General features: G+C 61.4%; 15 protein-coding genes. 6 read left to right on the forward strand and 9 right to left on the reverse strand.

Going from position 1 to position 14,267, the window contains the following annotated elements:
• Positions 1–47: 47 nt before the first annotated feature.
• Complete coding sequence (locus AC1D17_RS13510; RefSeq protein ID WP_477565910.1) at positions 48–1,214, reverse strand: pyridoxal phosphate-dependent aminotransferase; 1,167 nt, start codon at positions 1,212–1,214, stop codon at positions 48–50.
• 228 nt (positions 1,215–1,442) lie between these two features.
• Entirely contained in the window at positions 1,443–1,871 is a 429-nt protein-coding gene (gene mscL, locus AC1D17_RS13515) for a large conductance mechanosensitive channel protein MscL (RefSeq protein WP_477565911.1), read from the reverse strand.
• Between the two features lie 242 nt (positions 1,872–2,113).
• Between mscL and AC1D17_RS13520 the strand changes: the two genes are divergently transcribed.
• Both AC1D17_RS13520 and AC1D17_RS13525 read left to right on the forward strand, forming a co-directional pair.
• On the forward strand, positions 2,114–5,614 hold the full coding sequence (locus AC1D17_RS13520; RefSeq protein ID WP_477565912.1) for a PAS domain-containing hybrid sensor histidine kinase/response regulator: 3,501 nt from the start codon (positions 2,114–2,116) through the stop codon (positions 5,612–5,614).
• Positions 5,615–5,776: 162 nt separating this feature from the next.
• Positions 5,777–6,067 carry a hypothetical protein gene (locus AC1D17_RS13525; protein WP_477565913.1) on the forward strand — a complete coding sequence of 97 codons (291 nt, stop codon included), beginning with the start codon at positions 5,777–5,779 and terminating at the stop codon, positions 6,065–6,067.
• 34 nt (positions 6,068–6,101) lie between these two features.
• On the opposite strand, the gene AC1D17_RS13530 is transcribed toward AC1D17_RS13525, so the two are convergent.
• Positions 6,102–6,749: a response regulator transcription factor gene (locus AC1D17_RS13530; RefSeq protein WP_477565914.1), complete on the reverse strand. Its 648-nt coding sequence runs from the start codon at positions 6,747–6,749 to the stop codon at positions 6,102–6,104.
• A gap of 105 nt (positions 6,750–6,854) precedes the next feature.
• A complete protein-coding gene (locus tag AC1D17_RS13535; protein WP_477565915.1) occupies positions 6,855–7,292 on the reverse strand; it encodes a hypothetical protein in 438 nt (145 codons plus the stop codon).
• Positions 7,293–7,426: 134 nt separating this feature from the next.
• On the opposite strand from AC1D17_RS13535, the gene AC1D17_RS13540 reads away from it, so the two are divergent.
• Positions 7,427–7,774, forward strand: a complete 348-nt coding sequence (locus AC1D17_RS13540) for a DUF952 domain-containing protein (protein WP_477565916.1) — start codon at positions 7,427–7,429, stop codon at positions 7,772–7,774.
• The gene (locus AC1D17_RS13545; RefSeq protein WP_477565917.1) at positions 7,771–8,859 is read left to right on the forward strand and encodes a quinone-dependent dihydroorotate dehydrogenase; all 1,089 of its coding nucleotides are present in this window, start codon (positions 7,771–7,773) and stop codon (positions 8,857–8,859) included. The genes AC1D17_RS13540 and AC1D17_RS13545 overlap by 4 nt, the downstream gene beginning before the upstream one ends.
• Here the strand turns inward: AC1D17_RS13545 and AC1D17_RS13550 are convergent.
• The 3 genes from AC1D17_RS13550 to AC1D17_RS13560 are packed head-to-tail and all read right to left on the reverse strand — an operon-like array spanning position 8,835 to position 11,014.
• Positions 8,835–10,202, reverse strand: a complete 1,368-nt coding sequence (locus AC1D17_RS13550) for an MATE family efflux transporter (RefSeq protein WP_477565918.1) — start codon at positions 10,200–10,202, stop codon at positions 8,835–8,837. The two genes, AC1D17_RS13545 and AC1D17_RS13550, sit on opposite strands and share 25 nt — an antisense overlap.
• 40 nt (positions 10,203–10,242) lie before the next feature.
• A complete protein-coding gene (locus tag AC1D17_RS13555; protein WP_477565919.1) occupies positions 10,243–10,746 on the reverse strand; it encodes a CAP domain-containing protein in 504 nt (167 codons plus the stop codon).
• 1 nt (position 10,747) lies between these two features.
• Positions 10,748–11,014 (reverse strand): DUF6460 domain-containing protein, encoded by a 267-nt coding sequence (locus AC1D17_RS13560; RefSeq protein WP_477565920.1) that lies wholly within the window; start codon positions 11,012–11,014, stop codon positions 10,748–10,750.
• A gap of 163 nt (positions 11,015–11,177) precedes the next feature.
• Between AC1D17_RS13560 and AC1D17_RS13565 the strand changes: the two genes are divergently transcribed.
• The gene (locus AC1D17_RS13565) at positions 11,178–12,116 is read left to right on the forward strand and encodes a class I SAM-dependent methyltransferase (RefSeq protein WP_477565921.1); all 939 of its coding nucleotides are present in this window, start codon (positions 11,178–11,180) and stop codon (positions 12,114–12,116) included.
• A gap of 206 nt (positions 12,117–12,322) precedes the next feature.
• Positions 12,323–12,955, forward strand: a complete 633-nt coding sequence (locus AC1D17_RS13570) for a YitT family protein (RefSeq protein ID WP_477565922.1) — start codon at positions 12,323–12,325, stop codon at positions 12,953–12,955.
• A gap of 222 nt (positions 12,956–13,177) precedes the next feature.
• Here AC1D17_RS13570 and AC1D17_RS13575 read toward each other — a convergent pair whose 3' ends face one another.
• Together AC1D17_RS13575 and AC1D17_RS13580 are read right to left on the reverse strand one after the other, a co-directional pair.
• On the reverse strand, positions 13,178–13,639 hold the full coding sequence (locus AC1D17_RS13575; RefSeq protein ID WP_477565923.1) for a carboxymuconolactone decarboxylase family protein: 462 nt from the start codon (positions 13,637–13,639) through the stop codon (positions 13,178–13,180).
• 21 nt (positions 13,640–13,660) lie between these two features.
• Positions 13,661–14,161, reverse strand: coding sequence for an RrF2 family transcriptional regulator (locus AC1D17_RS13580; protein WP_477565924.1), 501 nt, complete (start codon positions 14,159–14,161; stop codon positions 13,661–13,663).
• Between the last annotated feature and the right edge of the window lie 106 nt (positions 14,162–14,267).

The raw sequence follows: 14,267 nt of genomic DNA on the forward strand, positions 1-14,267 counted from the left end.
GCGCCTTTCACAAGTCTTTTGTGCGGTGCCGCATGGGCAAAATCGGTTCAAAGGGCAGCGATATAGCCCGCCAGCCGCTCGGCTGCGGTGGCGATCTGGCCGGGATCGCGCAGGAAACAGGCGCGCATGAACAGCGAGCCGCCCTCGCCGAACGCAGTGCCGGGCGCCAGGCCAACGCCGGTCTTGTCGACGATATCGAGGGCCGCGCGCCGGGCGTCGGTGACGCCATCGATCTTCAAGAAGGCATAGATCGCGCCGTCCGGCTTGAGCGTCTGCACCCGGTTTGTGGCGATCAGCGCATCGCAAAGCAGATCGCGTGACCGGGCCGCCTTGGCAACGTTTTCCACAACGAACCCATCGCCCTGGTCAAGCGCCACCACGGCACCCGCCTGGATGAACTGCGCCACGCCCGATGTCGAGTACTGGATCAGGTTTTCCAGCACCTGGCCGATTGCCGGCGGCGCCACGATCCAGCCGGCCCGCCAGCCGGTCATCGACCAGTTCTTCGAGAAGGAATTGACGAACAGGATGCGCTCGTCCTCCTCCATCACGTCTAGGAATGAGGGCGCGCGCGCGCCGTTGTAAGAATAGAGTGCATAAATCTCGTCGGCCATGATCCACAGGCCGTATTTGCGCGCCAGCGCCAGAATGGCTTTCAGGTCGTCATGCGTCGCCGTCCAGCCGGTGGGATTGGAAGGCGTATTGACGAACAGCGCTCGCGTCTTTTTCGTGATCGCAGCTTCCAGCCTGTCGATGTCGAGCTGCCATTTGCCATCCTCGAAGCTGAGCGGCACGGCGACCGGGCGGGCGCCGGAAAGCTCGGCGCTGGCGGCAAAGTTCGGCCAGGCCGGCGTCAGAAACACCATTTCGTCGCCCGGCGATGTCACCGCCTCGATGGCAAGCTTGATCGCCTGCATGCCGGAGCCGGTCACATAGAAATTGTCCGATGACAGCGTCTTGCCGAAATGGCGCTGGTAGTAGCGCGACAGCGCTTCGCGCAATGGCGGGATGCCGCGCTGCCAGGTGTAGAAGGTCTCTCCGGCTGCCAGCGAATCCTGTGCCGCCTGCGAGATGAAATCCGGTGTCGGCAGGTCGCCTTCACCGACCCAGAGCGGAATGAGCCCCTCGCGCCCACGTGCATAATTGACCAGTTCGACGATGCCGCTTTCGGGCGCAGAAAGCGATCGGGGGCTGAGGCTGGCAAGAATGGTCATCGGCGGGCTCCTCGCGCCTACCCCCGAAAATCCGAATCGATTTCCGGATAAGGAGTATGCGCAGCTTAAAAATGCGAGAGCGACCTTTGCGCGCCCAGTTGGGCGCGCGGCGCTCTCGTTGCCTGCCGCTTCTAGCTGTTTTTCAGATCACGATCACGCGATATTCGGTGACGGATTTATCGATTCTGGTGATGTATCGGCATCCGCCGCACGACCGTAAAACGCGCCTTATACCCTCTGCGTTTTCAACAGGTCGCGGATTTCGGTCAGAAGCTGGACGTCTGCCGGTGGCGGCGCTGCCGGCTCTTCGCTCTTCTGCTTCTCCAGCGAGGCGCGCATCCTGTTGACCGCCTTGACCAGCAGGAAAATGATCCAGGCGAGGATGAGGAAGTTGATCACCACGGTGAGGAAGTTACCATAGGCAAAGACAGCGCCCTGCTCGCGTGCCGCGGCAAGCGACGTCGCCGTCACGTTGCTGGAAAGCGGAAAGAAAAAGTTGGAGAAATCGAGGCCGCCGGTGACCGCGCCGACGACCGGCATGATGATGTCGTTGACCAGCGAATTGACGATCAGCGTGAACGCGCCGCCGATGATGATACCGACCGCAAGGTCCATGACATTGCCACGGGCAATAAACGCCTTGAATTCATTTATCATTATTCTCTCCTTGTCTCTAACCTAAAACCAGCGGTGCCTGCCTGTTCCTACGCAGCCGGGTGTGCGGTGGATGCTAGCCGAAATCGAAATCATGTAAATCGCGCAATCAAAAATAGCGCGGCATCCCCCTATCACGATTCAACAGAGAAACAGTTGTCGTTTCTTTGACTTAAGGCTTAGTCACGGCCGATTTTCTTCCCGGGCGTCTTGTCCTATGCTGCCCGGGAGGACAAGGAGGAGACATGCTCTCGGGCTCGATCATTTTCGCGGCCGCCTTCGCCTATCTGTTGCTGCTGTTTGCGGTGGCAAGCTATGGCGATCGCAAGGCGCGCAAGACCGCCCCTGCCGGCAAGGGCAGGCCGCTGGTCTATGCCTTGAGCCTGGCGATCTACTGCACCTCCTGGACCTATTTCGGCGGCGTCGGCCTTGCCGCCGAGCGCGGGTTGGAGTTCACCGGCATCTATATCGGCCCGATCCTGATGTTCACCATCGGCCTTCCGGTCATCCGCCGCATCATCGCACTTGCCAAGGCCGAGCGGCTGACATCGGTTGCCGACTTCATTGCCGCGCGCTACGGCAAGAACCCGATGGTTGCCGCCATCGTTGCGCTGATCTCGCTGGTCGGCGCCATCCCCTATATCGCCTTGCAGCTCAAGGCCGTCTCGAGCTCGGTATCGGTCATGGTCGATACCAGCGGCTACGGTATCGGCTCCGGCCAGGACTTCATCGATCTGCCGCTTCTGGTGACGCTCTTCCTCGCTTGTTTCGCCATCGTTTTCGGCACGCGCCACACCGACGCGACCGAGCATCAGGATGGCCTGATCCTGGCGATCGCGATGGAATCGGTGGTCAAGCTGCTAGCCCTGGTGACCGCCGGGCTCTATGTCGTGTTTTTCCTGTTCGACGGCCCGGGCGACCTGTGGACAAAGGCACTCGCCAACCAGCAGGTGATGACGGCGCTCAACTACCAGACGCCGCTGCCGCGCTGGATCATGCTCGTCGTGCTCTCCGCTTTCGCAATCATCATGCTGCCCCGGCAGTTTCACGTCACGGTCGTCGAAAATCGGACGGAAAAGGATCTTCGCACCGCCGGCATCCTGTTCCCGATCTACCTCGTCGCCATCAACCTGTTCGTACTGCCTGTCGCGATCGCCGGCATCCTGACGTTTGCCGGCAGCGGCGATGCCGATCTCTATCTGCTGACGCTGCCGCTTGCCGCCGACATGCCGGTACTGAGCATGATCACCTTCATCGGCGGTTTTTCCGCCGCGACTGCCATGGTCATCGTCGCTTCGGTGGCGCTGTCGATCATGATCTCAAACGACATCATCATGCCGGTGTTCTTGAGGCGCAACCTGATGGGGCGCGGCGGTTCGCATGATGTGGCCGGCACCTTGCTCAATATCCGGCGCACGGCGATCTTCGTGGTTCTGCTGCTCGGCTACGCCTACTACCGCTCCGCCGACATGAGCGCCGGTCTTGCCTCGCTTGGCCTGCTCTCCTTTGCCGCCATCTCGCAGATGGCGCCGGCTTTGTTCGCCGGGCTCGTCTGGCGGCAGGCGAACGCCCGCGGCGCCATTGCCGGAATGACGCTCGGCTTTATCGTCTGGGCCTATCTGTTGTTTCTGCCGAGCCTTGGCGGACCGGACAATTCCCATGTCGCGGCAACCGTGCTCGGCTTCCTCTTCCCCTTCACCACCATGTTTTCCGGCCCGGCCGCCGACCCGCTGGTCAATGCCTCGGCGCTCAGCCTGCTGGTCAACGTGCTGGCCTACGTCATCGGTTCCCTCACCCGGGCGCCAAAACCGCTGGAGCGGCTGCAGGCCGGGGTGTTCATCCGCCGCAAGTCGCGCACCGAAAAAGCGTTCCGCGGCCGCAAGACCAAGATCACCGTGCTCGATCTGAAGACCACGATTGCCCGCTATCTCGGCGAGGAACGGATGCAGCGCTCCTTCCAGACCTACGAGCGCCAGTCGGGCCGCTGGCTGGAAGATCACCTGCCTGCCGATATGGGGCTGATCCATTTTTCCGAACAGCTGCTCGGTAGCGCCATCGGCTCGTCCTCGGCCCGCCTCGTCCTGTCGCTGGTGCTGCAGCGGCTGGACGACGCATCCTCAGACACGGCCTGGCTCCTCGACCAGGCGTCGGAAGCGCTGCAATACAATCAGGACATGCTGCAGACAGCGCTGTCCCAGATGGACCAGGGCATCGCGGTCTTCGACAGCTCCAACAACCTGATCATCTGGAACCGCCGTTTCCGCCAGCTGCTCGACCTGCCGGAAACAGCCGGCCAGGTCGGCTTCCCGCTGGCGGAGATCGTCTCGATGCTGACCCAGCGCGGCGATATCCGCAAGGAAGACGGCAAGCGGCTGATTGCCAACTTCCTGACGCTCGACAAACCCTTCCTGCTCGAACTTTCCGGCGGCGAACGCATCATCGAGGTGCGCACAAACGCCATGCCCGACAAGGGGATCGTCACCACCTACACCGATATTACCCAGCGCGTTGCGGCCGATATGGCGCTGAAACAGGCGAACGAGACGCTGGAACTGCGCGTTGCCGAGCGCACCGGCGAACTCACCCGTGTCAACAGGCAAGTGGCCGAGGCCCGCGCCGCTGCCGAAGAGGCCAATATCGGCAAGACGCGGTTCTTCGCCGCCGCCGGCCACGATATCCTGCAGCCGCTCAACGCCGCCCGCCTCTATTCATCCTCGCTGGTGGAGCGTCTCGGCGAATCGGAAAACAGTGTTTTGGTGCAGAATATCGATTCGTCGCTGGAATCGGTCGAGACCATCCTCGGCGCCGTGCTCGACATCTCCCGGCTCGATACCGGCGCGATGAAGCCGCGCCTGCAATCCGTGCCGCTCAACGAGCTGTTGCGGCGCATCGAAACCGATTTCGCGCCGGTCGCCCGCGCAGCCTCCCTCAAGCTGACCGTCATGCCGACCACGCTGATCGTCCGCACCGATCCCAACCTCTTGCGCCGCCTTGTGCAGAACCTCGTCTCCAACGCCATCAAGTACACGCTGACCGGCAAGGTCCTCGTCGGTGTGCGGCGCGAAGGCGGCGATGCGGTAATCCAGGTGCTCGACTCTGGCATCGGCATTCCCGCATCCAAGTTCCGCACTGTCTTCAAGGAGTTCGCCCGTCTCGACGAGGGCGCCAAGACCGCCTCCGGCCTCGGGCTCGGACTGTCGATCGTCGATCGCATCTCCCGCGTCCTCAACCACACGGTCGACCTGCAATCCAAACCGGGCAAAGGCACACGCTTCCGCGTCAGGATGCCGATCGACCGCACGGCGGCCGGCAGCGCCAAGGTCTCCCCGTCCGAGCCCGTTCGCACCGCCGAACCGCTGCATGGCCTGCGTGTTCTGTGCGTCGACAACGAGCCTCTGATCCTGGAAGGCATGAAGCTGCTTCTGGAGGGGTGGGGGTGCAGCGTGTCGATCACTTCATCCCTCGACGCCTGGCAACAAAGCCTCACCGCCCACAACCTGCGCCCCGACGCCATCATCGCCGACTATCACCTGGACGACGGCACCGGCATCGACATGATCCGTGCCATCCGGCGTCATTTCGGCACAGACATCCCGTCGCTGCTGGTCACGGCCGACCGCTCCCCGGATGTGCGTGCAAGCGCTGAACGCGACGGCATCGGCCTGCAGAACAAGCCCGTCCGCCCGGCTTCGATGCGAGCCTGGCTGACGCAGCTGTCGGTGTCGATGAAAGCGGCGGCGGAGTAAAACCGCCGACAGCGCCGTGCGTTATTCATGACGCGCAAAGGTCGCTGTAGCACTTCTGGTGCCGAGTTAAGGAAACTCATGCAGCAAGCGACGGGCATGCCGGGCCATTGAATGGAAATTTATTGTGTTCGTGACTAAGATGCATTCCTAGGCGGTATGGCTATGATCGAAGAAACAGTGGATTTGCGTTTTCTGGCCAAACAGGGTCAAAAAATCATCGAAGATATGCGCGCTTTCCGGCAGGAAATTTCCGAGGTCCGGACTTTGGCGCTGCAAACCTACGAGTATTCCCGACGCATCGAGAGACGCCAAGCAGAACTGAGGGATGATCTCGAGATCGCCATCAAAATGGAATTCGGCGGTGGCCTAGCTCACCTGCAGACGGCAATCGAAAGCGCTCTTTCCAGAATAGAAGGCATGACGGAAAATCTCGCAGGCGTGTGGATGCGCTAGAGCGCAACCCTTAACTTATATTTCTCTGGGAATATCACGCCGCCACAGCGGAAATCTTGCCCAGCTGAATGACCGCCTGCGTCCGGCTGTCGACATCGAGCTTCAGCAGGATCGCCGAAACATGCGCCTTGATCGTCGCCTCGGAGACGCCGAGTTCGTAGGCGATCTGCTTGTTGAGCAGGCCTTCGGCGAGCATGCCGAGCACGCGCGATTGCTGCGGGGTGAGCGTCTGCAGCCGGTGCAGCAGTGCTGCCACTTCCGGCTCGTGCTCCATGCCGCGTTCAAAGCCCGGTGGGGTGAAGATGTCGCCGGCCATGACCGTATCGATCCCCTGGCGAATTTCGTCGATGCCTGCGGATTTGGACAGAAAGCCGCAGGCGCCGAGTTCGAGCGCCCTCTGGATGGTTGCCGGATCGTCATGGGCAGAGACGATCATGACCGGCAGGCTCTGGAATTCGGCCCGAAGCGCAATCAGGCCGGAAAGCCCGCTGACGCCCGGCATGGTCAGATCAAGCAGCATCAGATCAGTCGAAACATGATCGATGACCGCCTGCCGGGCGGATGTGAAATCGCAGGCCTCGATGATTGCCGGGTTGCCGGGCATGCCCGCCAGGGCCTGGCGCATGGCACCACGAAACAGCGGGTGATCGTCCGCAATGATGATGGTCAATCCTGACGTCATGACGCTCCCTCCCAAGAGCTTGGCCCGCCCTCCCAAGAGCTTGGCCGGAAGGCCTGCCACGGCGGAAAAATCCTCCAATTCGTCCGCTGTGCCGTAAATATCCGGTCAGGTCTTTTGAGGCGCATCCTCCGTCTTGTCGGACGGCGGCTTTTCCTCGCGTTCCAGATCTTTCACAATTCCCATGAAACTGCGCATCATTCTTTCCATGACGCTCATTGTCTGGTCAATCTCTTCCTTTGTCGGAAGGCGCGGTTTGAGCCCGGTCTGCCCTTCTCCGGCGGCTTTTTCCAAGGTTTCCACCCGCTTGGTCAGCAAATCGAGTTCCAGCTCGAAAGCGGTGCGCTCGTCAGCCGCCATCCGGCAGACGATCTCGCCGTCCTTTTCCTGGCAGAGCGAGACCTCGCCGGTCTGTGTGTCCAGCCGCGCAATGCCGCTGTCGGTTTTCTGCATGGCGTAACGGCCGGGCGCCGGCTCCTGCGCCAAGGCGGCAAAGGCTGCAAACATGCCGCCAAGGGTGACGACCGGCATTAGCATCCTGTTCATTGCATTCTCCTTGCTCAACAAAAGTCCTGCGGTCGCCAAAAATCCGGGTCCAGCTCCGCTTGCCGGTGGACATTCGCAGAAGATTGCGGCAATCCCGCAAAGGACATCGTCCAGGCTTTTCAGGAAACGGCGGCATGCGCAGCATTATTTATAAAATCGTTCCGGCAACTCTATGGCAGGATGCGCGCGACAGCGGAGAATTCAAGGGCGCGGCCATCGATCTGACCGATGGCTTCATCCATTTTTCGACCGCCGAACAGGCAAGAGAGACCGCCGCACGGCATTTTGCCGGGCAGGATGGCCTGCTATTGATCGCCGTCGATGGCGGAAAGCTCGGCGACAAGCTGATTTACGAGACCTCGCGCGGTGGCGCCCTGTTTCCGCATCTCTACGCCCCTTTGTCCTTGACGGCCGTGGTTTGGGAAAAGCCGCTGCCGCTCGATAGCGATGGCAACCACATTTTTCCGGAGCTTGACCGATGATCGATGTCTTCCAGTCGCTGGCCCGCCGCGGCCTTTTCCTTTTCGATCCGGAAGCGGCCCATGGCCTGTCGATCAAGGGGCTGAAGACCGGCCTCCTACCCGCCTGCGCAGCCCCTGCCGATCCGCGCCTGAGACAGACGGTCGCCGGCCTCTCCTTTGCCAACCCGATCGGCCTTGCCGCCGGCTACGACAAGAATGCCGAGGTGCCGGAAGCCCTGCTCAAGCTCGGTTTCGGCTTTACCGAAATCGGCACCGTGACGCCCAAACCGCAGGCCGGCAACGACAAGCCGCGCATCTTCCGGCTGGTCGAGGACGAGGCCGTGATCAACCGCCTCGGCTTCAACAATGAAGGTCACCAGGCAGCGCTCCAGCGCCTGAAATCCTGCGACCGTTCGGCGATGATCGGCGTCAATATCGGCGCCAACAAGGATAGCGCCGACCGTATTGCCGACTATGTCACCGGCATCCGCACCTTCTACGGCGTCGCACGTTATTTCACCGCCAACATCTCCTCGCCGAACACGCCCGGCCTTCGCGACCTGCAGGCGCGCGAAAGTCTGTCGGCACTGCTCTTAGCCGTTATTGCCTCCCGTGATGACGAAGCAAAAAAGGCTGGCGCCCGCGTGCCGGTGTTCCTGAAGATCGCGCCGGATCTGACCGAGGAAGGCATGGACGATATCGCCGCTGTGGCACTCGCCCACGCGCTCGACGGCCTGATCGTCTCCAACACGACGCTGTCGCGCGATGGCCTCAAGGACCAGCGGCAGGCCAGGGAAAGCGGCGGCCTTTCCGGCAAGCCACTGTTTGAAAAATCCACCATCGTGCTGGCCAAGATGCGCAAGCGCGTCGGCCCCGATCTGCCGATCATCGGCGTCGGCGGCGTCTCGTCTGCCGAGACAGCAGCGGAAAAGATCCGCGCCGGCGCCGATCTCGTCCAGCTCTATTCCTGCATGGTCTATGAAGGCCCCGCGCTGCCGGGCAAGATCGTGCGCGGCCTGTCCGCACTCTGCGACCGCGAGAAGCTGACGTCGATCAGCGACATCCGCGGCAGCCGGACGGATTACTGGGCCGGTAAAAACGTCTGAGCCGAACGGCGTGGCACCAGCACCATCAGAAAGAGACCGCGAAACAGCAAAAACAGGTTGAGCGCGGCCCACAGGCCGTGATTGCCGAAGGCCGGCACGAGGAGAAAGAGTGCTGCCCCATAGCCGATAAAGGCGAGCAGCATCATGTTGCGCATGTCGCGTGACCAGGTGGCGCCGATGAACACGCCGTCCATCAGGAAAGCGAGCGCGCCGGTCACCGCCGTGATCGCAGCCCAGGGCATGTAGACATAGGCCTCGCTGCGCACATCGGCCGCCGTGGTCAGCAGGTCGATCAGCCGGTTTCCGAAGAAAAGGAAAGCGATGGTGGTCAAGCCGGCCAGCGCAAAGGACCAGGTCGCCGTCATCTTCAAAGCCCGGTCGAAGGCCGGACGGAACCCGGCTCCGATCGCCCGGCCGGTCAGTTGCTCGGCGGCATTGGCAAGCCCGTCGAGATAGTAGCCGGCCACCAGGAAGATCGTCATCAGCACCGCATTGGCCGCCAGCGTCACCGGCCCGAACGACGTGCCGATGCGCGTCATCAGCATGAAGGCCGCGAGCAACACGAAAGAGCGGATCATGATGTCGCGGTTGAGCCCGAACAGCGGCTTCAGGCGCTCGGTGGAAAAGATCGTTGTCCAGCTCGGCGCAAAAGTCCGGTCGAAACGGGCATAAACGATCGCAAACCCGACGAGCGCGCCGACAGCTTCGCCGGTGACCGTCGCCAGCGCCACCCCCATCACGCCCCAGCCGAGATAGAGCCCGAGGACGATGCAAAGCACGATGTTGATGCCGTTGATCAGCGTCTGCAACAGCAGCCCCGTCGTGCCCTGCCCGCGCCCAAGCACGAAACCGAGGATGGCATAATTGGCAAGCGATGCGGGGCATGCGAGGATGCGGTACTGGAAGTAGGTCCGTGTCACACTCTCGATCTCAGGCGCCGGCGCCAGAAGCCAGAGACCGGCGGACAAAAGCAGCGGCGACAGCACAAGCATGACGATGCCGCAGACCACGGCGATGGTCAGCGACCGCCAGAAGACCGCCTGCTCCTCCGCCTTGTCGCCGCGCCCGAACGCCTGCGCCACCAGCCCGGTGGTGGCCGAGCGCAGGAAGTTGAACGTGGTGAAGACCAGGTCAAACAGGATTGCGCCGACCGCTAGTCCGGCCAGAAGCGTCGCCTGGCCGAGATGGCCGATGACGGCGGTATCGACAAGGCCGAGCAGCGGCGTCGTCAGGAACCCCAGCGTCATCGGCAAGGCGATCGACAGAATCAGCCGGTTGGTAACGAGAAACGGGCCCGCCCCGTGGACGTTTTCGCCGATATCGGTCGTCTGCACTGCCGTCATGATTTGTCCTCAAGGCCAGCCGCGAAACTTCAGAATCAGATCAGGCGGTCGAAAGCACCATGGCCCAATAAGGCCGGTTTCCGGAAGCCGGATTCCGCATCACCGCGACACCGAGGCCGCTATAGTTCGGGCCCAGCATGTTCTCCAGATGCTTGGGCGAATGGAACCAGGCGGCATAAGCCTTTTCGGCGCTGTCCTGTCCCATGGCAATGTTTTCCGCCGCCGGCAACGCCACGCTGCCGCCCTTCATGCGGGCAAGGAAGCTGTCGCCGATGCCGATCAGGTGCGACATCTTGCCGGCCTTGGCCATCCGGCCGGCCTGAGACAGCGCTGCCTGTGCCGCTGCCGGATCGCGCACCAGGGGTTTCAGCCCCTTTTCTTTTCTCAGATCGTTGACATAGCCGAGCGTGGCATCCGTCTGGTCGCTGCCGTCGCCACTTGGCGTAACCTTGGGCGTACCGCAGCTGGCGAGCAGGCCGAGCGAAAAAAGTGCGCCCGCCCGCAGGATCGTGCGCCGGGAGGCAAGGAAGTTCTGATCGTGCATGTTACCGCCGGTAGCTCAGGATACGCAGGATGATGAAGATCGGGATCACGACGGCAGCACCCAGCAGCAGATAGTCGCCGACCCGGCCAAGGGCCGCAAAGCCGGAATGCCAAAGATCGAGAATGAAATCCCTGGCGGTGTAGAGGATGCCATAGGGCGTCCAGCCGAAAACGGCCATGACGAAACCGACGATCACCGACACGACCAGAAGCTTGATCGCCACCCGGCCGGGCGTGTCACCCAAAAATCTGTTCACTCCATCGGCCATGGCCCATGATTCTCCTGTTTTTCCTCACATAGGCCGCCAAGAGCCCTGCTGCAAGCCGCGAACAATCGCGATGGCCTTGACGTCAAATCATCGCTTGCCATTTCTACACTTGCACGCGACAAGCGCGTGAAGCCTAGACGGCACAAAATCGAGGCGCAGAACCATGACCCTCAACCAGCTTTCCTCCGGCGACCTCATTGCCGACCGTCGCGCCGAATATGCGCACATGCTCGCCGACAGCGGCGATCATGCGCAAGCCGCCGACCTGATGACCCAGGCGCTGGAGCTTGTGCCTGACTGGGCAGCCGGCTGGTTCCGCCTTGCCGGTTATGAGGAAAAATCCGGCCGCAAAGAGGCGGCCGTCGAAGCCTTGCGAAAAGTTCTCGAACTCAATCCGGAGGATATCTTCGGCGCCGGCCTGAAACTTGCCCTGCTTGGCGGCTGCGGGACACCAGATCAGCCGTCGAGCCTCTATGTCGCGCAGCTGTTCGACGACTATGCCGACCGCTTCGACAAGGCGCTTGTCGAAAAGCTCAGCTACACCGTTCCAGAAAAGCTGGAAGCGCTTATTTCAGCGTACACGGGGGATATGCGTTTTGCCGATGTGATCGATCTCGGCTGCGGCACCGGCCTGTTCGGCGAACGCATCCGCGAAAAGGCGGACCGCCTGGAAGGTTTCGACCTTTCCGCCAACATGCTGGCAAAGGCAGAGGACAAGGGCCTTTACGATCACTTGGCGCAGGCCGATCTTTCGCTGCCGCCGGAGACATCCGGGCTGTTGGCCGGCATGCCGCAACACCGGGCCGATCTCGTCAGCGCCGCCGATGTGCTGATGTATCTCGGCAATCTCGACAGCGTCTTCGTCATTGCCTCAAGGCTCTTGAGCAGCAAGGGCCTGTTTGCCTTTTCGGTCGAGGATGCGGATGCAAAAGGCGATTTCGTTTTGCGGCCGTCGCTGCGCTACGCCCATTCGGAAACCTACATTCAAGGCCTCTGCAACCGCTTTGGGCTCGCGATCCTGGCAACCAGCAAAACCGTCATTCGCAATGATGGCGGCAAACCGGTCAATGGCATTCTGTTCCTTACGCGTAAATCGGTGTGAGCGCAGTTTTCTTGCGAAGTTGAAATAGGTCAGCATTGCTTACATATTTCGCTTGATCGCGACAGGCAGATTCCCGATAATTGCTGCACTGCACACAGGTGCCGCGGTCGAATGACTGCCGGTGCACCTGCACCTTCATTCATTCCTGTCATCGCCGTTCGGGTCCGCCCGGGCGCGTCTATCTGGCCGTCTTCGGAGATCGCGACATGAGCATCGTCAATGCCCTTGGCTTCTTGAACACCAGCGCAACGCGCCACACGCCGGTCGAGGACGTCCAGGGCATATTCTCCGGCAGCCTTGTGGCGGCGCTGGGCCTTTATGTGCTTGCCAGCGCAGGCCTGTTGACGGGCAGTACCGCCGGTGTCGCGTTCCTGCTGCATTATGCGCTCGGCATCAATTTCGGACTGGCCTTCTTCCTGCTTAATCTGCCGTTCTTCTACCTGTCGTGGAAGCGCCTCGGTATGGCCTTCACGGTGAAGACCTTCATCGCCATCGCTATCACCTCGCTTTTGACCAACGTCCAGACACAGGTGTTTCAGATCGCCAGCATCCATCCGGCCTGGGCGGCTCTGCTCGGCGGTCTTCTGCTCGGTTACGGCGTCCTGGCGCTCTATCGTCACCGCGCCAGCCTTGGCGGCGTCGGCATTCTCGGCATCTACATGCAGGAGCGTTTCGGCATCCGCGCCGGGCTCGTGCAGCTTGCCGTCGATCTCTGCGTGCTGGCCGCCGCCTTCTTCGTCACCACGCCGCCGGTCGTGTTCTATTCCGTGCTCGGCGCTGTCGTGCTGAACCTGTTCTTGACCATCAACCACCGCGCCGACCGCTACATCGCTTTGTGACGACATCGGTCTCTCAGGCGGGGAGACGATCGAGCAAAGCAAGGTGGTGAGGGGCACGCAGGTTCGGCGACGGGCCTGACGGCCAAAGCAAGGGCAGCACTGGCAGCCCCTCGCCCGACCTTTCCATGGTCAGCATGTGGTGAGAGCGGGACAAGCAACGAACCCGATCCCGCTCTCCGGCGGCGCGCTCCTTTCCAGAAGCGCGCCGCCGTTTTCTTCTGCTCAGGCAGCCTTGGCCGGCTTGTCGATCGGATGCTGCGACCGGAAGCTGACGGCGATCCGGTTCCAGACGTTGATCGTGCCGATAGCAACCGTAATCTTGGCGATCTCCTCGCTTGAGAAATGCGCCTTCAGTGTTTCGAATGCGTCGTCCGGAGCGCCGGTCTGGGCAATGTTCGTTACCGCATCGACCCAGCCGAGGAGCGCCCGTTCGCGGGCGTCGTAAACCGGCGATTCCCGCCAGACGCACATCATGTTGATCCACTGTTCGCTCAGGCCGTCATGACGCGATTCCTTCACATGCATATCGACGCAATAAGCGCAGCCGTTGATCTGTGATGCGCGCAACTTGATCAGGTGGATGAAGCGGCGCTCAAGGCCGGAATTCTGCACGTAGTTTTCAAGCGCCAACACGGCCTTGAAGGCTTCCGGAGATGCTTTTGTCATATCGAGACGCGGGTGCATGGTCTTCTCCTTTGTGAGGGCTCAGCGAGCCGTTTTGCGTTCGTGGATTTCAAGAAAGGCGCAGCCTCTGGCTGCGATTGATCCGTCGTCGATTTCGGCCAGTTGCACGCCGAGATCGGCAACCGTGGTCTTGGCCAGTTCAGCGCGGTAGACGCGCTCCGCCCTCAGCATCGTGGCGGAGATATTGCAGGGCTTGGAAAAGAAATGGTCGGCAACAGGATTCGGTCCCCGCTGGCGAATTTCATTGCACCGGAAGGCCGGTGCCGGACCTTCGACGGCTAGCACGATGTCAAGCAGCGTGATCCTGTCTGCGGGTCTTGCCAGCCGGTATCCGCCTTTCGGCCCCGGCACGGTATCGAGAATGCCGGCACCGGAAAGCGACTGCAGATGTTTCAACAGATAGCTGGTCGAAACGCCATGGAACTCGGCGATCGCAGCGGCCGACAAGACGCCGCCGTCCGAAAGGCCGGACAGCATCGCAACGCTATGGATAGCCTGCTCGACCCCTTCACCCAGCCTCATTGCCTTGCCTCCTCTTTCTATCGTGGATAATTTGTATCCATGATTATTCCCGACGTCAAGCGGTGAAATTCATCACAAGGCTTGCGTTCGCAAAATCGGGAGATAG

This window comes from Pararhizobium sp. P1_E7 (assembly GCF_056405855.1).

Coding starts and splice junctions, on each gene's coding strand:
- AC1D17_RS13510 (WP_477565910.1), bottom strand. CDS start 1,214: ATGACCATTCTTGCCAGCCTCAGCCCCCGATCGCTTTCTGCGCCCGAA.
- mscL (WP_477565911.1), bottom strand. CDS start 1,871: ATGATAAATGAATTCAAGGCGTTTATTGCCCGTGGCAATGTCATGGAC.
- AC1D17_RS13520 (WP_477565912.1), top strand. CDS start 2,114: ATGCTCTCGGGCTCGATCATTTTCGCGGCCGCCTTCGCCTATCTGTTG.
- AC1D17_RS13525 (WP_477565913.1), top strand. CDS start 5,777: ATGATCGAAGAAACAGTGGATTTGCGTTTTCTGGCCAAACAGGGTCAA.
- AC1D17_RS13530 (WP_477565914.1), bottom strand. CDS start 6,749: ATGACGTCAGGATTGACCATCATCATTGCGGACGATCACCCGCTGTTT.
- AC1D17_RS13535 (WP_477565915.1), bottom strand. CDS start 7,292: ATGAACAGGATGCTAATGCCGGTCGTCACCCTTGGCGGCATGTTTGCA.
- AC1D17_RS13540 (WP_477565916.1), top strand. CDS start 7,427: ATGCGCAGCATTATTTATAAAATCGTTCCGGCAACTCTATGGCAGGAT.
- AC1D17_RS13545 (WP_477565917.1), top strand. CDS start 7,771: ATGATCGATGTCTTCCAGTCGCTGGCCCGCCGCGGCCTTTTCCTTTTC.
- AC1D17_RS13550 (WP_477565918.1), bottom strand. CDS start 10,202: ATGACGGCAGTGCAGACGACCGATATCGGCGAAAACGTCCACGGGGCG.
- AC1D17_RS13555 (WP_477565919.1), bottom strand. CDS start 10,746: ATGCACGATCAGAACTTCCTTGCCTCCCGGCGCACGATCCTGCGGGCG.
- AC1D17_RS13560 (WP_477565920.1), bottom strand. CDS start 11,014: ATGGCCGATGGAGTGAACAGATTTTTGGGTGACACGCCCGGCCGGGTG.
- AC1D17_RS13565 (WP_477565921.1), top strand. CDS start 11,178: ATGACCCTCAACCAGCTTTCCTCCGGCGACCTCATTGCCGACCGTCGC.
- AC1D17_RS13570 (WP_477565922.1), top strand. CDS start 12,323: ATGAGCATCGTCAATGCCCTTGGCTTCTTGAACACCAGCGCAACGCGC.
- AC1D17_RS13575 (WP_477565923.1), bottom strand. CDS start 13,639: ATGCACCCGCGTCTCGATATGACAAAAGCATCTCCGGAAGCCTTCAAG.
- AC1D17_RS13580 (WP_477565924.1), bottom strand. CDS start 14,161: ATGAGGCTGGGTGAAGGGGTCGAGCAGGCTATCCATAGCGTTGCGATG.